This is a genomic window from Nonomuraea sp. NPDC052265 (assembly GCF_044547985.1).
In the GTDB taxonomy this organism is placed as follows: Bacteria; Actinomycetota; Actinomycetes; order Streptosporangiales; family Streptosporangiaceae; genus Nonomuraea.
Map to the genome: position 1 here is coordinate 396,897 of NZ_JBIUBJ010000002.1, position 18,771 is coordinate 415,667.

Genomic DNA, 18,771 nt, shown 5'->3' on the forward strand with positions numbered 1-18,771 from the left:
TGCCTGCCAGCACCGTACCCGGCATGTCCGAACATCGCCTTCCTGGGAAGCCCCGGGGGCGATGTGACGCCGGTCACATTCGTGGATTCCATTTCCTCTAATGCCCGCCGCTGTGCATGAGGAGGTTAGGGCTCCTCGACGGATTCTGGCGAATCGCGGCGCGTGCTGTTGTGCACTTCAGCGAACTCGCGACAAGGGACGGGCCGGCGTCGGGACTGCGTTCGAGAAGACGCGCCGCCGCGGCGGCGAGGTACGGGGCGCCCGCCGAGAACGTCGGCCCGCCGGAGGCAACCTGGCACCAGCCCGAGTCGGCCGCGCCCACGACGAACACGCCCGAGCGCACCAGCGACCGTACGGCGGCGTCGAGCGCGGGCGAGTCGGCCCCGTCGGCGGCGAGCGTGACGACGGACGGGCCGCGCGCGTGCCGCCGGATCCAGTCGAGCCCGGCCAGCACGTCGGCCAGCGAGCCCGACCCCGCGCAGCCGAGCACCCGTACCGACGCGATCCTGGCCTCCGGCGCCTGCGCGGCGACGGCCCTGGCCACGCGCGTGCCGTGCCCGCCGCAGTCGCGCCCGGTGCCGCCGGTGGCGTCGAAGGCGCGCCAGGCCCGGTCGCCGAACTCGGGCCGGGTGACGTCGACGCCGCTGTCCACGACGTAAACGGTCGTGCCCGCGCCGGCGGACGTGTCGGACGTGTCGGACGTGTCGGCGGGGGCGGGCGCGTCGCCTGGCATGGCGTGGATCTCGCGGTCGGGCTCGACCGCCAGGACGCGAGGGTCCGATCTGAGCTCGACCAGCTCGCCGGCGGTCAGGAAGGTGGCGAATCCGGGCAGGGCCTCGGTGTAGTAGCGCCGTACCCGCCATCTCACCTCCGCGACGAGGTCCCGGGCGTCCACGCGGCTGCGGGCGGTGACGATGTAGGGCCGGGTGGGCTCGGAGGCCGAGGGGCGCAGGGCGAGTCCGGAGGCGGGCGTCATGGCGAGAGGGACAGCGGTCGTCGCGGCCGTCGCCACGGCCGCGGCGAGGTAGACGGAGGGTAGGCCGAATCGTCGGGGCACGAGTTACGAGGATGCCTGTCGCGCAGGTCACAGGAACAACGGGACACGCGCTCGCGTCTATTCACGAGGAAGCTCTTTACCGAACGTATGACCAGAGGGGACTGATCCGGGGGATGACCGCCGAGCAGCGGAAGTTCGAGCTGAGCGTGCCACAGATCCTCGGGAGCGCCCTCGCCGCCGTCACCGCCGCGGTGGCCGCGTCCTACCTCGGGGTGGCGGGCACCGTGATCGGCGCCGCCGTCGTCAGCATCGCGAGCACGGTGGCCAGCGCCGTCTACACGCACTATCTCAAGCGCACCGGTGACCGGGTCAAGCAGCACACGCTGTCCGCGTGGCACGAGGAGCAGGAAGAAGGCAAGGGCCTGCTCGCCGCGGCCGCGTACGCCACCCCGGCCGCGGGCGAGGAGACGGCGGCGGGTGAGGGGACGGCCGTGCGACCCACCGCCAGGGACGGCGATGAGACCGCTGTGTTCGCCGTTCAGGCGGGCGGCGGAGGCGGGCGGGACACGCTGGTCATGCCGGTCGTCGAGCCCGACGGGCGCAGGGGGCTGCCGTGGCTGAAGATCGCGGTGGCGGCCGCGCTGGTGTTCGCGGTCAGCATGGGCGGCATCCTCGCCTTCCAGGCCCTCGACCACCAGACGTTGCACGAGCGGGTCACCGGCAGGCAGACGCCGGTGAAGGAGCATCAGCGCGCCCCCGTCCAGGACCAGGGGCGCGACCGCCAGGACCGCGAGGTGGTGCCGACCGGGCCGGCGGAGTCGCCGACCCCGACCCCGACCCCGACGCCGACGGACACGCCGACCACGCCGCCGCCCTCCGAGACCGGGGAGCCGGAGCCGAGCCTCACGCCGACGCCCACGCCCACGCCCACGGACACGGGCGAGCCCGTCCCCGAGACGCCGCAGCCCACTGAGGAGGAGCAGGAGCGTCCCGACCCGGGCGAGCAGCAGTCCAGCGCGCCCCCGGCCACGCAGCCCCAGGACGAGCCGCCACTCCAGCAGGAGGGGCGCTAGCCCAGCACGACGTCGAGGTAGTCGTTGGTGAACACCCGGCGCGGGTCCAGCCGGTCGCGCAGCGCGACGAAGTCGTCGAAGCGCGGGTAGACCTTGCGCAGGTACGCGGCGTCCCTGGTGTGCAGCTTGCCCCAGTGCGGCCGGCCCTCCAGCCGGTTCATGATCTCCTCCACGCCCTCGAAGTAGGCGGGGTTGGGCGTGGGGCGGTAGATGTGGCAGGCGACGTAGGCCGAGTCGCGGCCGTACGCGGTGGACAGCCAGGCGTCGCTGGGCGGCGTGACGCGCACCTCGACGGGGAAGGTGATCTTCCAGTCCATCCTGTCGACCAGGTCGCGGGTCTCGCGCAGCGCCTGGGCCAGGTGCTCGCGCGGCACGGCGTACTCCATCTCCAGGAAACGCACGTCGCGGCGGGCCGTGAACACCTTGTACGAGGTGTCCACCGCCTCCGAGTCGCCCAACGCCGCCGCGCTGATCGCGTTGATCCGCGGGATCAGCGCCGGACGCCGCCCGCCGACGGCGCAGGCGGCGCCGAAGACGGTGTTCTCCAGGAAAACGTTGTCCAGCCAGTGCTTGAACGCGCTCGGCGGCCTGGCCGGGCCCGCGTCCCTGTTGTTGGTCTTGACCAGGCAGGCGTCGGTGTGCGGCAGCCAGAAGAAGTCGAGGTGCTCGTTGGCCGAGGTCATCGAGTCGAGCGAGGCGAGGATGTCGGTGAGCGTCATCCTGCGCCGCCGGTTGCGCAGCAGGAACGCCGGCTCCACCCGGAACGTCACGGCCGTCAGCACGCCGAGCGCCCCGAGGCCGACCCTGGCCGCGTCGAACAGGTCCTCGCCGGGCACGGCCGTGACGACCGAGCCGTCGGCGAGCACCAGCTCCAGCTCGGCGACCTGGTCGGCCAGGCCGCCGCTGTCGCGGCCGGTGCCGTGGGTGCCGGTCTGGATCGCGCCGGCGACGGTCTGCTCGGTGATGTCGCCCATGTTGGCCAGGGCCAGGCCGCGCCGGTCGAGCAGCTCGTTCAGCACCTTGAGCGGCGTGCCGGCCTGGACGGTGACGCGGTCCTCGGCGGCGGACCTGATGCCGCTCAGGCCCTCGGGACGGAGCATGATCCCGTCGGTGAGGGCCACCCCGGTGAAGGAGTGGCCCGTGCCGACCATGCGCAGGCGGCGCCCGGCGGCCGACGCGTCCCGCACGGCCTGGACGACGTCCGCCACGTTCGCGGGTGTGCGCACCTCGGCAGGGGCGCCCGTCTGGTTCCCGGCCCAGTTAGTGAAGACCATGAGGCGCCCCTCCGAGCGTCGTTCCGATTAAACGTGAACGATACTCACTTCTCCCAGCCTTCGGGAACCGGGAAAATCTGACCGGGTTGCAGGTTCTGCTGCTTGATGACGTCGGAGACCGTCACCAGGTGGTACCCCTTGGCCTGCAGGGACTTGATGATGGCCGGCATGCCGTCCACGGTCTGCTTGACCCAGTCGTGCATGAGGATGATGCCGTCGCGCTCGGCCACCTCAAGGGTCTTCTTCTTGATGGCCTCGACGTTCTTGGTGTCCCAGTCGTGCGAGCCGGCCGTCCAGAGGATCATCGGCATGCCGAACTCGGTCGCGACGTCGGACACCTGGATGTCGGCCAGCCCGTACGGCGGGCGCAGCAGCTTGGGCTCGACGCCCGACGCCTTCTTGACCGCGTCCTGGGTCTTCTTGATCTCGTTCCTGATCTCCCCGGCGTCGATCTTGGTGAAGTCGGGGTGCTTGTAGCTGTGGTTGCCCACCTCGTGGCCCTCGGCGACCATGCGCTTGACGAAGGCCGGGCGGCTGTTGACGTACTGGCCCTCCAGGAAGAACGTCGCCTTGGCGCCGTACTTCTTGAAGGTGTCCAGCAGCGTTCCCGCGTACTGGCCGGGTCCGTCGTCGAAGGTCAGCGCGATGCACTTGACCTGCTCGCAATCGACCTCGGCCTTCTTCGGCGTCTGGGCGAACGCGGGCGCGGGAGCCAGAGTGACGCAGACTGCCGCGATAGCTAGAAGTGAAGTGATTTGTCGGGACATAGCAAAGCTTCCGGTGTGATGGGTGTTGCGAGGGATAACTCCCGACCGTAGCGGATCAACTCTCCACGGGTGAAGGCGCTTCCGGAAGTCTCAGCAAACCCGAACCTCCGACACCCACGAGCGCCGCCAGGAGCGCCGCGCCCACCGCGAAGCCGAACGCGCTGGACGCGCCGAAGATGTCGGTGAGACGCCCGCCCGCCCACGCGCCGATCGCCACGCCGAACCCGATCGAGGTGGAGATCCACGCCATGCCCTCGGTGAGCAGGGACGGCGGGACCAGCCGCTCGGTGAGCGAGAACCCGGTGATGAGCGTCGGCGAGATGGCCAGACCGGCCACGAACGCCACGGCGGCCATGACCCAGGGGTCGTCCACGAGCAGGATCGGCAGCAGGCCCACCACGAACACGCCCAGCGCGCGGATGAACCGGGCGCGCAGCGAGATCCGCCACTCCCGCGAGCCGAACCACAGCCCCGACACCATCGACCCGCCCGCGAACGCCGCCAGCAGGAATCCCGAGGCGCCCTTGACACCGTGCTCCTCGGCGAAGGCGACCATGATCAGGTCCACCGAGCCGAACACCGCGCCGAGCCCGAGGTAGACGCACGACAGCAGGGCGATGCCGGGGATCAGGATGGGCGTGCCGCCGGCCGTCCTGACCGGCTGCACGGGCGGCTGCGTACGCCGCTGCGCCGCCAGGGCCAGGCAGCCGCCGAGCATGCACACCAGCGCCACCAACAGTCCCGCGTACGGGTTGATCGCGGTGGCCAGCACCGTGACGAGCGCGGGACCGGTGACGAAGACCACCTCGTCGGCCACGGACTCGAAGGCGAAGGCGGTGTGCAGCGTCCCCGTGCCGCCGTGGATCGTGGACCAGCGGGCCCGCACCATCGACCCGATGGACAGGGAGGACGCGCCGATCAGCAGGCCGGAGACGTACAGGGTCCACTCGGGCAGGCGGAGCGCGGCGCTGAGCATCAGCGCGGCCATCGCCAGCGCGTTGACCACCGAGAAGGGGGCGATCACCCGGTTCTGTCCGAACCTGTCCACCAGCCGCCCCGACAGCGGCGCGGCGATCGCGAAGGCCACGTTCGTGGTGGCGCCGACCGCTCCGGCGGTGGCGAAGGACCCGGTGACGGTGGAGATCAGCAGCACGACCCCGATGCCGAGCATGGACATCGGCATCCGGCCGACGAGCCCGGCAAGCACGAATCCTTTGACGCCGGGCCCTTTGAACAAACCCCGGTAAGGCCCGACCACGCTGTTTCCCCCTTACTTCGCGCCCCCACGATCGCGCACCCTCTGTCCGGATGGCAAGTGATATTTCCGGTGAGTGGGTTAACGTGTGCCTGATGTCCGGTCTTCCCTCTCTCCGTGCGGTCCTGCTCACGGTCCTCGGCGTGCTCGTGGTCACCGCCGTGGCCGGGGGAGTCGTCGTGCTCACGGGCGATGACCTGGTCAGATCCGCCCAGGAGCCGGTGCGCAGGCCGATCACCCGCGCGGTTCCGGAGGCCGCTCCCCGCCTCGACCAGCTCGTACCCACGACGGCACCGGTCAAGGATTTCGGCCAGGGCGGGCCGGGTGTCACCGTGACGCCGCCGCGCGTGCTGGCGATCGCACCCGCCACGGTCTCCAGCCGGACGAGACTCGCGCTCGGCGCGCTCAAGCACGTGCAGAAGGCGGCCGTCGTGGACGCGGGCGCGGTCAAGGTCTCCGGCACGTCGCTGAACCTGCTGGCCGTCGACCCCGCCGACTTCCGCTCCTGGACGCCCCAGCCCGTCGCCGACCAGCCCGCCGTCTGGAGCGCGCTGGCCAGGGGTGAGCTGGTCGCCGAGGCCGCCACCATGCGCAAGTACGGCATGATCCTCGGCGCGATGTACCAGGTGGACGGCGGCCCGAGGCTCCGGGTGGCGGCCTCGGCCATGCTCGGGCTCTCCGGCGTGGACGGCCTGGTCAGCGCCGAGGTGGGCAGGTCGCTCGGCTTCGCGAAGGGCGTCGCGGTGCTGCTGCACGGCAAGCCGGGCACGATCGGCGAGGCCGGGGTGCGCAAGCTGCTGGGCAAGGGCGCGCAGGTCGTCGTGCTCGACGCGGCCGGCCGCGCCAAGCAGCGGCAGCGGCAACAACAACAACAGCAGCAGCAGCCGGTCAACGTCGGACGGCCGGGCAGCTATCTGGAGCTCTACCAGGCCGCGGCCACCCGCTGCCCCGGCCTGTCATGGACGGTGCTGGCGGCCATCGGCCAGGTCGAGAGCAGCCACGGCCGCAACAACGGGCCCTCCAGCGCCGGCGCCCTGGGGCCGATGCAGTTCATGCCCGCCACCTGGAAGCACTACGGCGTGGACGGCGACGGCGACGGCAAGGCCGACATCTGGAGCCCGTACGACGCGGTGCCCGGCGCCGCCAACTACCTGTGCGCCAACGGCGCGGGCAAGGGCGGCGAGAAACTGCGCAAGGCGATCTGGTTCTACAACCACTCGTGGGACTACGTGAACAAGGTCATGGGCATCGCCGAGGCGTACGCCCGCACCTACGCCTGAGGCCGCCCGCCGGGACGGACCGGACGCGGGCAGCAGGTGAGCGGGCACGGGACGGGCTCGGGCTCGTCCATCAGCTCCCTGACCATGCGCACGAACGCCGGATGGGTGCCGGCCGTCGCCGCGCGCTCCAGCGGCAGGCCCAGCTCGGCGGCCACCTGCCGGGCCTCGGTGTCGAGGTCGTAGACGACCTCCATGTGGTCGGAGACGAAACCGATCGGCACCAGCACGACCGAGCCGGCGTCCGTCTTGCGCAGGAAGTCGCACACGTCGGGCTCCAGCCACGGCACCTGCGGGGGGCCGCTGCGCGACTGCCACACCAGGTCCCATGGCTCGTCGCGGCCCAGCGCCCGGCTGACCAGCTCGGCGCTCCCGCGGATCTGGGACTCGTACAGGCCGCCCGAAGGGCCCGCGGTCCCGGCCATCGACACCGGGATGCTGTGGGCGGTGAACACCAACCTGGCGTCGTCGCGGCCGAGCCGCTCCAGCGCCGCGCGCGTGTGGTCGGCCATCGCCGCGACGAACCCCGGATGGTCGCCGAAGTGCCGCATCTTGATCAGCTCGGGGCCGCCCTCGACGGAGATCCTGGCGATGTCCTCGTAGTACTGGCGGCAGCTCGAATAGCCGGCGAATGCGGAGGTGGCGAAGACGGCGGCCCTGCGCACGCCGTCGGCCGCCATCTGCCGCACGGTGTCCTCGCCGAAGGGATGCCAGTTGCGGTTGCCCCAGTAGACCGGCACGCCCAGGACCGGGCGCAGCGCCTCGACCAGCTCGCGGTTCTGCTGGTTGATCGGGCTGACGCCGCCGAAGCCCTGGTAGTGCTCGGCCACCGCGAGCAGCCGCTCGCGCGGGACGCCGCGCCCGCGCACGACGTTCTCCAGGAACGGCAGCACGTCGTCGGGCCCTTCGGGGCCGCCGAACGACAGGAGGAGCAGAGCGTCGTAATCAGCCACGTGTCAAGCCTAGTCAGGAGGCCCGGTGGTCCGCGCCCGAGGGAGCGCCGAGCGCGCCGCCTCCCGCGGAGTGGCGGTGACCAGGTAGGTTCGATCGAGTGAGCGCATTCGATGACATACGTGACTATGTGGCCATCCCCCGGGTCCTCTCCCTGAAGCTCTCGCCTGACGGCTCCCGCCTGATCTCTACCGTTCAGGCGCTCAACCCCGACGGCAAGTCGTACGGCACCGCGCTCTGGGCGATCCCCGTCGACGGTGAGCCGTACCGCCTGACCCGTTCCGCCAAGGGCGAGACGTCCGCCGTCTTCACCGACGCGGGCGACGTGCTGTTCACCTCCGCGCGCCCCGACACCACCGTCAAGGACGCGACCGACGAGGTGCCCGCGCTGTGGCTGCTGCCGCGCGCCGGCGGCGAGGCCCGCCAGATCGCCACCCGCCCCGGCGGCATCGGCGCCGCCCGCACGGCGGGCGACGTGGTGGTGTTCGCCTCCGACGTGCTCGACGGCGAGGAGTCGACCGAGGAGGAGCGGCGCAAGGCCCGCAAGGACGCCGGGATCAGCGCGATCCTGCACGAGGGCTACCCCGTCCGCTACTGGGACCACGACCTCGGCCCGGCCCGCACCCGGCTGTTCGCCGGCCGGCTCGGCGCCGACCGCCTGGAGGACGTGCGCGAGCTGACCCCCGACGCGGGTGAGGCCCTGCGCGACACCACGTTCGAGCTCACCCCCGACGGCTCCACCGTGATCGCCTCCTGGCGCAGGTACCTGCCCGGCGGCGACAACCGTACGGACCTGGTCGCCATCGACGTGGCCACCGGCGAGCGGCGCACCCTGCTCACCGACGAGGCCCACGACTTCGGCGGCCCGATCGCCGTCTCGCCCGACGGCACGCGGGTGGCCTGCGCGCGCGAGCGCATCACGAGCAAGGACGTCTCCGTCCGCGTGGAGCTGTGGATCGCCGACCTGGCCACCGGCCAGGGCCGGGCCCACGCTCCCGACCTGTTCCCGATGGACGTCGCCTGGGCCCCCGATTCCTCGGCCCTCTACCTCGTCGCCGACCACCAGGGCCGCCGCCCGGTCTTCCGCGTCCCGCTGGCGGGCGAGCACACCAGGCTCACCGCCGACGACGCCGCCTACCTCGGGGTCAACGCGAGCGCGGACGGCACGTACGTCTACGCCCTGCGCAGCAACATCGCCCTGGCCCCCGCCCCCGCCAGGATCGACGTGGCCACCGGCGAGATCGCCGACCTGCCCTCGCCGGCCCCGCGCCCCGAGGTGCCGGGCACGCTGACCGAGATCTCGGCCACCGCCGACGACGGCGCGACCGTGCGCGGCTGGCTCGTGCTGCCCGAGGGCGCCTCGGCCGACAACCCCGCGCCGTTCCTGCTGTGGATCCACGGCGGCCCGGTCGCGTCCTGGAACGACTGGCAGTGGCGCTGGCAGTCGTGGATCATGGCCCAGCGCGGGTACGCCGTCCTCATGCCCGACCCGTGCCTGTCCACCGGCTACGGCCAGGAGATGATCGACCGCGGCTGGGGCGCCTGGGGCCCCCGCACCCAGGCCGACCTCGACGCCATCGTGGACGTCGCCCTGGCCAGGGACGACATCGACGACGAGCGCGTGGCGGCGATGGGCGGCTCGTTCGGCGGCTACATGGCCAACTGGCTGGCCGGGCACACCGACCGCTACCAGGCCATCGTCACCCACGCCGCGCTGTGGAACCTCGACCAGTTCGCCGGCACCACCGACTCCTCCCTGTACTGGCAGCGCGAGTTCGGCGAGCCGGGCTCGGAGCGCTACGAGCAGCTCTCCCCGCACCTGGGGCTCGGCAAGATCACCACCCCGATGCTCGTCATCCACGGCGACAAGGACTACCGGGTGCCGATCGGCGAGTCACTGCGCCTGTGGTGGGACCTGCAGCGCTCCGACGTCGAGTCGAAGTTCCTGTACTTCCCCGACGAGAACCACTGGATCCTCAAGCCGGGCAACATCATCGCCTGGTACGAGACCGTGCTCGCCTTCCTCAACCAGCACGTGCTCGGCGAGGAGTGGAAGCGCCCGGACTCGGTGGCCTGATGACCGACTTCCTGCGGCTGGCCGAGGACATCGCCCGCGAGGCCGGGGACATGCTCCTGGCCAAGCGGCCCACGATGTCGGAGGACGTCGAGACCAAGTCCAGCCCCACCGACGTCGTCACCATCCTGGACAAGGCGTCGGAGGACCTGATCCGCGAACGCGTCCTGGCGGTCCGCCCGGACGACCGGTTCCTCGGCGAGGAGGGCGGCGAGGCGCCGGGCGCGTCCGACGTGCGGTGGATCGTCGACCCCGTCGACGGCACCGTCAACTTCCTGTACGGCCTGCCCGACTGGGCGGTGTCCATCGCCGTCGAGGTGGCCGGGCGGGTCGTGGCGGGGGTCGTCAACGTGCCGGCGCGGGGCGAGGTGTTCACCGCCGCGCTCGGCGAGGGCGCCTGGCTCGGCGGCGCGCGGCTGCGCTGCAACAGCGGGGTGCCGTTGGCCCAGGCGCTGGTCGCGACCGGGTTCGGCTACGCGGCGCCGCGCCGCGAGGTGCAGGGGCGGGTCGTGGCCGCGGTGCTGCCGCGGGTGCGCGACATCCGGCGGGGCGGCTCGTGCGCCATCGACCTGTGCTCGGTGGCGGCCGGCCGCGTGGACGCGTACTACGAGCGCGGCACCAACCCGTGGGACTTCGCCGCGGCCGGGCTGGTGGCGACCGAGTCGGGAGCCCGGCTCGGCGGCCTGCGCGGACGTCCGGCCGGCCCGGAGTTCGTGCTGAGCGCGTCGCCCGGCCTGTTCGAGGAGCTGCACGACCTGCTCGTGCCGCTGGACCCCGAACGCGACTCCTGACGGGACGGCGTACATGACGGGATCGGCCGGGGCCCGAGGGCCCCGGCCGTCGCACGCGCGTGTCTAGCGCGGCAGCGGGATGCCGTGATCGTCGGCCAGGCGGCGCAGGTCCTCGATCTCGGCGGTGAGGGTGTCGGCGAGGTAGTCGTCGCCGGTGCTACGGGCCTCGGTGAGGCCCTTGTAAGCCTGGTCGAGGCGGCGTTCGATCGTGGTGGTGAACTCGCCCATCTCACCTACTCTCTCAGGGGTTCGATCTGTGCGGGGCGAAGTGGACCCCATTGCCAGAGGATGTCCGGGCAATGGGTGTCCCGACGGCATACCCCGGGTTATCGCCCTCTGAAACATGAATGTGTGCGGCCCCTGCCCGGCACACCCCTGGACATGCCTTACCGTGCGCTTATCGAGCCTGTAGGCAGAATGAGACACCGGAACCGGAAAGAGGTGTACCAGGCGTGCGAGTGCTGGTTGTAGAGGACGAGCGGGTGCTCGCCGACGCGATCGCGACCGGGCTGAGGCGCGAGGCCATGGCCGTCGACGTCGCCTACGACGGCGGCGGCGCCCTTGAGCGCACCTCCTACATCGACTACGACGTGATCGTGCTCGATCGCGACCTGCCGGTCGTGCACGGCGACGAGGTGTGCCGCAGGCTGGTCGAGCAGCGCTCGGCCTCGCGGATCCTCATGCTGACCGCCTCCGGCGACGTGGACGACAAGGTGGAGGGGCTCGGCCTCGGGGCCGACGACTACCTGGCCAAGCCGTTCGTGTTCATCGAGCTGGTGGCCCGGGTGCGCGCGCTCGGCCGGCGTTCCGCGCCCGCCCTGCCGCCCGTGCTGGAGCGGGCCGGGATCCGCCTCGACCCGGGCAAGCGGCTGGTCGAGCGCGACGGCAAGGAGATCGTGCTCACCAAGAAGGAGTTCGCGGTCCTGGAGGAGCTGATGCGCGCCGAGGGCGCGGTGGTCAGCCAGGAGGACCTGCTGGACAAGGCATGGGACGAGAACATCGACCCGTTCACGAACGTGGTCAGGGTGACCATGATGACGCTGCGGAAGAAGCTGGGCGAGCCTCAGGTGATCGAGACCGTGCCCGGGGTTGGGTACAAGTTGTGAGTGAACGGCCAGAGCGCGGGGTGGGGCCGACGCATCCGATGATCAGCCCCCATTCGGCCAGGAAGGCGACGCGCGTGCAGGAGGCGCCGCCCCCGAGCGGGCCGCCGGCCTGGGACGGCCCGCCCCCGCCCGGCTCCGAGACGCCCGTCCGCAGCCCGCTGGAACGTGTCAGGGGGCTGCCGGCCAAGGTCAGCATCCGGTGGCGGCTCACGCTCACCTACAGCGCCCTGGTGTTCGCCGCCGCGGCCGTGCTGCTGTTCGTCGTCTACTCGATCGTCGGCAGGTCGATCGAGAACGCCTGGCCGGACCTGATCACCGACGACCTCGACCCGCTCGACGCCGCCATCATGCAGAACCGGTGGACCCTGGCCAAGGGCCGGGCCGTCAGCAGCGCCCGCGACGCGCTGTTCAGCAGCTCGTTCATGGCGCTGGCCGGGGTCGGCATCCTCGCGCTCATCATCGGCTACTTCGTGGCCGACCGGGCGCTGCGGCCGGTCGCCCAGATGACCAGCGCGGCCCGCAAGCTGTCGGAGAGCACGCTGGCCCATCAGCGCATCGCCCTGCGCGGCCCCAACGACGAGCTGAAGGAGCTGGCCGACACCTTCGACGCCATGCTCACCCGGCTCAACGTCGCCTTCGACACCCAGCGCAGATTCGTGGCCAACGCCTCCCACGAATTGCGCACGCCGTTGACGATTAACCGGACGGTCCTGGAGATCGCGTTGTCGGATCCGGAGGCGTCCGAGGACCTCAAAGCGCTCGGCCGCACGCTGCTGGAAGTCAACGCGCGTAACGAGAAGCTCATCGAGGGACTGCTGTTGCTCGCCAGGAGCGAACGAGAACTCGCGGTGCGCAAACCGCTCGACGTTCAGGAAGTCGCGCAGACGGCCGTGGAACAGCTCGCGCCCTTCGCCGCCGAACACGGCGTGACCGTTGTGGCCGAACTGGTCAGCGCGCCTACCGTGGGCGACCCGGTGCTTCTGGAGCGGTCGGTCGGCAACCTGCTGGAGAACGCCGTGAAGTACAACCTTCCCGAAAGCGGAAAAGTCTGGATCCGGACGGGAATGGCGGACGGGGGCCTGGTTGTTCAGGTGGCCAACACGGGGCAGCATGTCCCGGCGTACGAGGTGAACAGCCTGTTCGAGCCGTTCAGGAGGCTCCACGCCGACCGCGTGGAATCGGCCAAGGGATCGGGTCTGGGGTTGTCCATCGTCCGTGCGGTCGTGCAGGCACACGGTGGAAACGTGACCGCCGTGCCGCGGGATGGCGGAGGACTTGTGGTGACGATTCGGCTTCCGACACGTTGATCGAGCGTCCATGAGTGGGCCATGGGGCGCTGACGGGTGGCGTTCCGGCGTGTTCGTCCGCGTGTTGATGTAGTGGGGGCGTCTCGTTCTCGCCGTACATGTGGTTGGATGTGCCGTCGAACACGGTGGTGCATGGCGCCAAGGCTGTGGGTTTCGCCATATTTGGCTAACCATTGCCGTCGGCGGCAGGCCCTGACGTGTTGGGAGGTTCGTTGTCCGTTCGCGCGGGGTACCGATGGGAAATCTCCCCGACGGAACGGGCACAAGATGGGCCTCCCGGACGTTAGAAGACGCGCGATGAGCGCGAAGACATATAGATGAGGGGGATGGAGTAAGCACAATGGCTACCGACTACGACAGCCCGCGAAAGACAGACGACGACCTGGGGGAGGACAGCCTCCAAGAACTCCAGGCACGGCGTACCGACAAGTCGTCCGGCAGCATCGACATCGACGAGACCGACCTCGCCGAGTCGCTGGAGCTGCCCGGCGCGGATCTGTCGAACGAAGAGCTCTCCCTGCGGGTGATTCCCCGTCAGGCCGACGAGTTCACCTGCTCGCGCTGCTTCCTGGTGCACCACCGCAGCCAGCTGGCCTCCGAGAAGAACGGCCAGCAGGTCTGCCGGGAGTGCGCCGCCTGACCGCTGGAGCGAAGGAGCTCAGGGTGAGGGACCGAAGGTACGACCGAGCCCACCTACCCTGAGCGGTCGCGACCAAGAGGACGGAGGCAACGCGTGGCCGAACCCGAGAAGGACAACCGGCTAGCTGACGACGGGACCGCCGACCCCGAGAAGGAGGTCGGCGAGCTCGTCGTACGGCTCACCGAGCCGGGCGAGCTGGAGCCGGCCGAGCGGCGCAGGCTGCTCGGCCGACTGGCGAGGTCCCTGGCCGCGGGGGCGAAGAAGGCGCGCGCGAGCGGCGCGGGCCGCGGTCGCTGGCTGGCCGACGTCTTCCTCAACATCGCGCCCCGCATCCCCATCCGCGACCTGCGCACGCTGTCCGAGCACTATCACGGCCTCACCGGCGAGGAGCTCGCCGACGACCTGGTGCGCACCGCCCAGAAGGCCACCATGACGGTCGGGGCCATCGGCGGAGCACTCGCGGCGGCCCAGTTCGCCGCACCACCCCTCCTGCTCTCCGCACCCGCGCAGCTCGTGGCGGAGACCATCGTCGTCGCCGCGATCGAGGTCAAGCTCCTGGCCGAGCTGCACGAGGTCTACGGCGTCCGCGTCCAGGGCACCGGCACCCAGCGCGCCTTCGCCTTCACCTCCGCCTGGGCCAGACAGCGCGGCATCGACCCCCTCGCCCCCGCGTCCGTCTCGCTCGCGCTCGGCGCGGCGTCCAAGGCCGCTCTCCGCAACCGCCTCATGCGTACGCTCGGGCGCCATCTGACCACCTTCGGCCCCTTCCTCACCGGAGCCGTCGCCGGCGGCGCGCTCAACCGCGGCGCGACCGGCAGGCTCGGCAAGGCCATCCGCGACGACCTGCGCCTCAAGGGCCCGTCGTTGCCGCCGCCCGGCCCCCGTGACGAGCTGACGCCGTAGCCCGGCGGGCCGTACGTACGGTTCAGGCGTCCCGCGTGTCCACCACGCGCTTGAGCTTGCCCACCGACCGTTCCAGCGTCTCCGGGTCCACCACCTCGACCTCGACGCTCACGCCGACGCCCGCCTTGACCGCGTGGCGCAGCGCGCGCCCGGCCTCCTCGCGGCCCGTCGCGCCCGGCCGCGCCTCGACCCTGACGGTGAGCACGTCGAGCCGGTCCGGCCGGGTCAGGTGGAGCTGGAAGTGCGGCGACAGGCCGGGCACGCGCAGCACGAGCTCCTCGATCTGGGTCGGGAACACGTTCACGCCGCGCAGGATGATCATGTCGTCGGTGCGGCCGGTGACCTTCTCCATGCGGCGGAAGGCGGGCCTGGCCGTGCCGGGCAGCAGCCTGGTCAGGTCGCGGGTGCGGTAGCGGATGACCGGCATGGCCTCCTTGGTGAGGCTGGTGAACACCAGCTCGCCGCCGTCCGGCGCCGGTTCGCCGGTGAACGGGTCGACGGTCTCGGGGTAGAAGTGGTCCTCCCAGACGTGCAGGCCGTCCTTGGTCTCGACGCACTCGTTGGCCACGCCGGGGCCCATGACCTCCGACAGGCCGTAGATGTCGACGGCGTGCAGGTCGAAGCGCTCCTCGATCTCGGCGCGCATGCGCTCGGTCCAGGGCTCGGCGCCGAAGACGCCGATCTCCAGCGAGCTCTCGCGCGGGTCGAGGCCCTGCGCGGCGAACTCGTCGAGCAGCGCCAGCAGGTACGACGGCGTCACCATGATGACCCTGGGCCGGAAGTCGGTGATGAGCTGGACCTGCCGGGCCGTCATGCCGCCGGAGACCGGCACGACGGTGCAGCCCAGCCGCTCGGCCCCGTAATGGGCGCCGAGGCCGCCGGTGAACAGCCCGTAGCCGTAGGCCACGTGCACCACGTCGCCGGGACGGCCGCCGGACGCCCGGATCGACCGGGCCATCACCTGCGCCCAGACGTCGAGGTCGGCCCGCGTGTACCCGACGACCGTGGGCTTGCCCGTGGTGCCCGAGGAGGCGTGGACGCGCGCCACCCGCTCGCGCGGCACGGCGAACATGCCGAACGGGTAGGACTCGCGCAGGTCCTCCTTGGTGGTGAACGGGAAGTGCGCGAGGTCGTCGAGGCTCCGGCAGTCGTCAGGACGGACGCCGTGCTCGTCGAACTTGCGCCGGTAGAGCGGCACGTTGTCGTAGGCGTGCGCCAGCGTCCAGCGCAGTCGCTCCAGTTGCAGGGCCATGAGCTCGTCCCTGGAGACGCGCTCGACCGGGTCGAGCTCCTCGGGGGACGGCGGGGGGACCGGCCTCATCTCAGCTCCCTGCTGCGCCCGCGGAACTCCGCGACCACCCGGCCGCCGGCACCGCGCACGGTGATGTCGTAGATGCCGCTGCGGCCGTAGCTGGTGCGCTCGGCCGCCTCGGCCACCAGCACGTCGCCCTCGTGGGCGGGGGCGACGAAGGTGATCTCGGCCCCGGCCGCCACGGTCACCGGGCCCCGGGTGTTGCACGCGCAGGCGAAGGCGGTGTCGGCCAGCAGGAAGACGTAGCCGCCGTGGCAGAGGGAGTGTCCGTTGATCATCTGGCCGGTCACGGCCATCCGGCACACCGCGCGGCCCTCGGCCAGTTCCACCAGCTCGATGCCCAGGGCGGCGGAGGCGGTGTCGGCGTCCATCATGCGACGCGCGCTCTCCACACAGGTCTCCCTTGCTTACTGACCGAATGTTCGGTAAACACTTCACCGTCCTGCCGAGCACTGTCAAGGGAGGGCCGGCGCGGCGGAGCGGTAAGGGCCGTTTGTGGGGTATGTCCTGGTTCATCAGCGGGTCGGCCTCAGCGCGTGAGGAGAGACGATGATCAAGCCGTTCGCCTCGTCGGCGGATCTCGGTGAGAAGCGGCAGTCCCTTGAGGTTCCGGCGGAAGGCGTCTACGCGCTCACCGCCGAGGGCGACCCGAACGTGGGCGCGATCGAGGGCGAGGACTTCCTGGTCTGCTTCGAGGCGCTGGCCACGCCCACGGCCGCGGCCGGCTGGCTGGCCAGGCTGCGCGAGCACACCGGCAAACCGGTCAGATACCTCGTGCTGTCGCACTACCACGCGGTCCGGGTGCTGGGCGCCTCGGCGTTCGGCGCGGACGTCATCGTGGCCCACGACAAGACCCGCGAGCTGATCGCCGAGCGCGGCGAGCAGGACTGGGCCAGCGAGTACGCCCGGATGCCCCGCCTGTTCAAGGACCCCGCCTCGATCCCCGGCCTGACCTGGCCCACCGCCACGTTCAGTGACACCTTCACCATCGACCTCGGCGGCGGCAGGGGCGACCTGGTGCTGGCCCACTGCGGGCGCGGCCACACCGAGGGCGACCTGGTGGCCTGGCTGCCCGAACGGCGGATCCTGTTCGCCGGCGACCTGGTCGAGTCGCGGGCCGCGCTCTACACCGGCGACGCCTTCCACCGCGAATGGGCGACCGGCACGCTCGACCGCGTCGCCTCGTTCGGGGCCGAGACGCTGGTCGGCGGCAGGGGAGCGGTGGCCCACGGCAAGGCCGCGGTCGAGGCGGCCATCGCCCAGAGCCGCGACTTCCTCACCGTGATGCTGCGCGAGGTCGGCGCGGCGAGCGGGCTGAAGGAGGCGTTCGAGCGCACCCACCGGGCACTCCGGCCCCGCTACGGCGGCTGGCCCATCTTCGAGCACTGCCTGCCCTTCAACGTCTCCCGCCTCTGGGACGAGCTCCACGGCGTCGAACGCCCGCGCATCTGGACCGCCGAACGCGACCGCGAAGTGTGGGACGAGCTCCAGTCATGAGGCCCGGGGAGTCCGTGCCGCAGGTCATCGTGGTCGGCGCGGGCCCGGTCGGTCAGACCGCCGCGTTGCTGCTGGCCCGCTGGGGCATCCGCGTGCTGGTGCTCGACCGGCGGCAGGCCCGCGACGGCGGCGGCTCCAAGTCGATCTGCCAGCAGCGCGACGTGCTCGACATCTGGGCCGCGGCGGGCGCGGGCCGGGTGGCGGAGGAGGGGCTGGCCTGGACCACGGCCCGCACCTACTACCGCGACCGCGAGCTGTTCTCCTGGTCCTTCGACGGCCAGGGCCCGCTGCCGCCGTGCGTGAACATCTCCCAGGCCCGCACCGAGCAGCTGCTCGACGAGGTCGTCGCCGACCAGCCGCTGATCGAGGTGCGCTGGAACCACGAGGTCACCGGGCTGGTCCAGGACCCGGCCGGGGTCGAGGTCCAGTGCGGGCAGCGGCTGCTGCGCGCCTCCTATGTGCTGGTCTGCGCGGGTGCGCGGGCCCAGCAGGTACGCCGGTCGCTCGGCGTCTCCTTCGACGGCGAGGCGTTCGACGACCAGTTCCTGATCTGCGACATCAGGGCCGATCTGCCCGGCTGGGAGAACGAGCGGCGCTTCTACTTCGACCCGGTGTGGAACCCGGGCCGGCAGGTCCTCATCCATCCCTGCCCGAACGGGACGTACCGGATCGACTGGCAGATCGCGCCGGACTTCATCCCAACAAAGGACGATATTTCGCAGAAAATCCGGCTAATCATTGGGGATCGGCCATATGAGGTGATCTGGCACAGCACGTACCGGTTCCACTCGCGGGTCGCGTCGCGGATGCGGGTCGGGCGGGTGCTGCTGGCGGGCGACTGTGCCCATCTGGTGGCGCCCTTCGGGGCCCGGGGGCTCAACTCCGGCGTGCCCGACGCCGAGAACGCGGCCTGGAAGCTGGCCTTCGCGCTCAACGGCTGGGCCGGGCCCGAGCTGCTGGAGTCGTACCACGTCGAGCGGCACGCGGCGGCGCGGGAGAACCTTGAGGTCACCGCCGCCACCATGCGCTTCCTCGCGCCCCGGACGGCCCGGGACCGGGCCAGGCGGCGGGAGGTGCTGGAGGGCGGCCTGGTCGCCGAGGTCGACTCCGGGCGCTTCGCCGAGCCCTTCTGGTACGTGGACTCGCCGCTCACCACGCCCGAGCCGGGGCGGCCGTTCGGGGGCCGTCCGCCGAGGGGTGCGCTGTGCGAGCCCGCCCCCGGAGTGATCCTGCCGGACGTGCCGCTGCCGAGGGGCAGACTGCGCGAGTTCTGCCGGGATGGTTTTCTTGTTCTATTGGGTGATATGTGCGATTCGAGTTTGTTTGTGCAGGTCCTGGGCAAGGTCATTATGGCACCGCTCGCCGTCCGCGAGCTCACGGAGATGGATGCGACCGGCTCGCTCGCCGAAAGACTGGGTGCGCGGCCGGACGAAGCATGGGTGATCAGGCCAGATGCCCACATCGCCGCGATCATTCCCCGCGGGGGGCCGGACGAGGTCGCGGCCGCCGTGAGCCGCGCCTGCGGCTCTCCTCGACCTGAGCCCTAG

Annotated in this window: 18 protein-coding genes; 10 read left to right on the forward strand and 8 right to left on the reverse strand. The window is 71.3% G+C overall.

The window, feature by feature from the left end:
• Window positions 1–97 precede the first annotated feature (97 nt).
• Window positions 98–1,057, reverse strand: coding sequence for a S8 family serine peptidase (locus tag ACIHAD_RS06930; protein ID WP_397353403.1), 960 nt, complete (start codon window positions 1,055–1,057; stop codon window positions 98–100).
• A gap of 113 nt (window positions 1,058–1,170) precedes the next feature.
• On the opposite strand from ACIHAD_RS06930, the gene ACIHAD_RS06935 reads away from it, so the two are divergent.
• The gene (locus tag ACIHAD_RS06935) at window positions 1,171–2,070 is read left to right on the forward strand and encodes a hypothetical protein (RefSeq protein ID WP_397353404.1); all 900 of its coding nucleotides are present in this window, start codon (window positions 1,171–1,173) and stop codon (window positions 2,068–2,070) included.
• On the opposite strand, the gene ACIHAD_RS06940 is transcribed toward ACIHAD_RS06935, so the two are convergent.
• Genes ACIHAD_RS06940 through ACIHAD_RS06950 form a run of 3 tightly spaced genes read right to left on the reverse strand, consistent with a single transcriptional unit; the run spans window position 2,067 to window position 5,318 of the window.
• Window positions 2,067–3,344: a D-arabinono-1,4-lactone oxidase gene (locus ACIHAD_RS06940; RefSeq protein ID WP_397353405.1), complete on the reverse strand. Its 1,278-nt coding sequence runs from the start codon at window positions 3,342–3,344 to the stop codon at window positions 2,067–2,069. The two genes, ACIHAD_RS06935 and ACIHAD_RS06940, sit on opposite strands and share 4 nt — an antisense overlap.
• A gap of 44 nt (window positions 3,345–3,388) precedes the next feature.
• Window positions 3,389–4,111 carry a polysaccharide deacetylase family protein gene (locus tag ACIHAD_RS06945; protein ID WP_397353406.1) on the reverse strand — a complete coding sequence of 241 codons (723 nt, stop codon included), beginning with the start codon at window positions 4,109–4,111 and terminating at the stop codon, window positions 3,389–3,391.
• Between the two features lie 55 nt (window positions 4,112–4,166).
• On the reverse strand, window positions 4,167–5,318 hold the full coding sequence (locus ACIHAD_RS06950) for an MFS transporter (RefSeq protein ID WP_397353407.1): 1,152 nt from the start codon (window positions 5,316–5,318) through the stop codon (window positions 4,167–4,169).
• A gap of 143 nt (window positions 5,319–5,461) precedes the next feature.
• Here ACIHAD_RS06950 and ACIHAD_RS06955 point away from each other — a divergent pair, with 143 nt between their 5' ends.
• Window positions 5,462–6,646 (forward strand): lytic murein transglycosylase, encoded by a 1,185-nt coding sequence (locus ACIHAD_RS06955; RefSeq protein ID WP_397353408.1) that lies wholly within the window; start codon window positions 5,462–5,464, stop codon window positions 6,644–6,646.
• Here ACIHAD_RS06955 and ACIHAD_RS06960 read toward each other — a convergent pair.
• The gene (locus ACIHAD_RS06960) at window positions 6,637–7,596 is read right to left on the reverse strand and encodes a ferrochelatase (protein ID WP_397353409.1); all 960 of its coding nucleotides are present in this window, start codon (window positions 7,594–7,596) and stop codon (window positions 6,637–6,639) included. The genes ACIHAD_RS06955 and ACIHAD_RS06960 overlap by 10 nt on opposite strands.
• Window positions 7,597–7,694: 98 nt before the next feature.
• On the opposite strand from ACIHAD_RS06960, the gene ACIHAD_RS06965 reads away from it, so the two are divergent.
• Together ACIHAD_RS06965 and ACIHAD_RS06970 are read left to right on the forward strand one after the other, a co-directional pair.
• Window positions 7,695–9,671, forward strand: coding sequence for a prolyl oligopeptidase family serine peptidase (locus ACIHAD_RS06965; RefSeq protein WP_397353410.1), 1,977 nt, complete (start codon window positions 7,695–7,697; stop codon window positions 9,669–9,671).
• A complete protein-coding gene (locus tag ACIHAD_RS06970; protein WP_397353411.1) occupies window positions 9,671–10,459 on the forward strand; it encodes an inositol monophosphatase family protein in 789 nt (262 codons plus the stop codon). The genes ACIHAD_RS06965 and ACIHAD_RS06970 overlap by 1 nt, the downstream gene beginning before the upstream one ends.
• A 63-nt stretch (window positions 10,460–10,522) precedes the next feature.
• Here ACIHAD_RS06970 and ACIHAD_RS06975 read toward each other — a convergent pair whose 3' ends face one another.
• Window positions 10,523–10,687, reverse strand: coding sequence for a hypothetical protein (locus ACIHAD_RS06975; protein WP_397353412.1), 165 nt, complete (start codon window positions 10,685–10,687; stop codon window positions 10,523–10,525).
• A 224-nt stretch (window positions 10,688–10,911) separates the two neighbouring features.
• Here ACIHAD_RS06975 and ACIHAD_RS06980 point away from each other — a divergent pair, with 224 nt between their 5' ends.
• The 4 genes from ACIHAD_RS06980 (at window position 10,912) to ACIHAD_RS06995 (ending at window position 14,415) form a co-directional block, all read left to right on the forward strand.
• Window positions 10,912–11,565: a response regulator transcription factor gene (locus ACIHAD_RS06980; protein WP_349451511.1), complete on the forward strand. Its 654-nt coding sequence runs from the start codon at window positions 10,912–10,914 to the stop codon at window positions 11,563–11,565.
• Entirely contained in the window at window positions 11,562–12,872 is a 1,311-nt protein-coding gene (locus ACIHAD_RS06985) for a sensor histidine kinase (protein ID WP_397353413.1), read from the forward strand. The genes ACIHAD_RS06980 and ACIHAD_RS06985 overlap by 4 nt, the downstream gene beginning before the upstream one ends.
• Window positions 12,873–13,212: 340 nt before the next feature.
• Complete coding sequence (locus ACIHAD_RS06990; protein WP_020542847.1) at window positions 13,213–13,512, forward strand: DUF4193 domain-containing protein; 300 nt, start codon at window positions 13,213–13,215, stop codon at window positions 13,510–13,512.
• A 93-nt stretch (window positions 13,513–13,605) separates the two neighbouring features.
• Window positions 13,606–14,415 (forward strand): hypothetical protein, encoded by an 810-nt coding sequence (locus ACIHAD_RS06995; RefSeq protein WP_397353414.1) that lies wholly within the window; start codon window positions 13,606–13,608, stop codon window positions 14,413–14,415.
• Between the two features lie 22 nt (window positions 14,416–14,437).
• Here ACIHAD_RS06995 and paaK read toward each other — a convergent pair whose 3' ends face one another.
• Together paaK and paaI are read right to left on the reverse strand one after the other, a co-directional pair.
• Entirely contained in the window at window positions 14,438–15,736 is a 1,299-nt protein-coding gene (paaK, locus tag ACIHAD_RS07000; RefSeq protein ID WP_397353415.1) for a phenylacetate--CoA ligase PaaK, read from the reverse strand.
• Window positions 15,733–16,101, reverse strand: coding sequence for a hydroxyphenylacetyl-CoA thioesterase PaaI (paaI, locus tag ACIHAD_RS07005; RefSeq protein WP_364090313.1), 369 nt, complete (start codon window positions 16,099–16,101; stop codon window positions 15,733–15,735). Before paaI ends, paaK begins: the two co-directional genes overlap by 4 nt.
• Window positions 16,102–16,276: 175 nt before the next feature.
• On the opposite strand from paaI, the gene ACIHAD_RS07010 reads away from it, so the two are divergent.
• Together ACIHAD_RS07010 and ACIHAD_RS07015 are read left to right on the forward strand one after the other, a co-directional pair.
• A complete protein-coding gene (locus tag ACIHAD_RS07010) occupies window positions 16,277–17,224 on the forward strand; it encodes an MBL fold metallo-hydrolase (protein ID WP_397353416.1) in 948 nt (315 codons plus the stop codon).
• Window positions 17,221–18,771: an FAD-dependent monooxygenase gene (locus tag ACIHAD_RS07015; RefSeq protein ID WP_397353418.1), complete on the forward strand. Its 1,551-nt coding sequence runs from the start codon at window positions 17,221–17,223 to the stop codon at window positions 18,769–18,771. The genes ACIHAD_RS07010 and ACIHAD_RS07015 overlap by 4 nt, the downstream gene beginning before the upstream one ends.

Excerpts from the sequence above, each read along its gene's own strand:
- ACIHAD_RS06935 (WP_397353404.1), top strand. The coding sequence starts at position 1,171 with ATGACCGCCGAGCAGCGGAAGTTCGAGCTGAGCGTGCCACAGATCCTC.
- ACIHAD_RS06955 (WP_397353408.1), top strand. The coding sequence starts at position 5,462 with ATGTCCGGTCTTCCCTCTCTCCGTGCGGTCCTGCTCACGGTCCTCGGC.
- paaK (WP_397353415.1), bottom strand. The coding sequence starts at position 15,736 with ATGAGGCCGGTCCCCCCGCCGTCCCCCGAGGAGCTCGACCCGGTCGAG.
- ACIHAD_RS06990 (WP_020542847.1), top strand. The coding sequence starts at position 13,213 with ATGGCTACCGACTACGACAGCCCGCGAAAGACAGACGACGACCTGGGG.
- ACIHAD_RS06970 (WP_397353411.1), top strand. The coding sequence starts at position 9,671 with ATGACCGACTTCCTGCGGCTGGCCGAGGACATCGCCCGCGAGGCCGGG.
- ACIHAD_RS06940 (WP_397353405.1), bottom strand. The coding sequence starts at position 3,344 with ATGGTCTTCACTAACTGGGCCGGGAACCAGACGGGCGCCCCTGCCGAG.
- paaI (WP_364090313.1), bottom strand. The coding sequence starts at position 16,101 with ATGATGGACGCCGACACCGCCTCCGCCGCCCTGGGCATCGAGCTGGTG.
- ACIHAD_RS06975 (WP_397353412.1), bottom strand. The coding sequence starts at position 10,687 with ATGGGCGAGTTCACCACCACGATCGAACGCCGCCTCGACCAGGCTTAC.
- ACIHAD_RS07010 (WP_397353416.1), top strand. The coding sequence starts at position 16,277 with ATGATCAAGCCGTTCGCCTCGTCGGCGGATCTCGGTGAGAAGCGGCAG.
- ACIHAD_RS07015 (WP_397353418.1), top strand. The coding sequence starts at position 17,221 with ATGAGGCCCGGGGAGTCCGTGCCGCAGGTCATCGTGGTCGGCGCGGGC.
- ACIHAD_RS06945 (WP_397353406.1), bottom strand. The coding sequence starts at position 4,111 with ATGTCCCGACAAATCACTTCACTTCTAGCTATCGCGGCAGTCTGCGTC.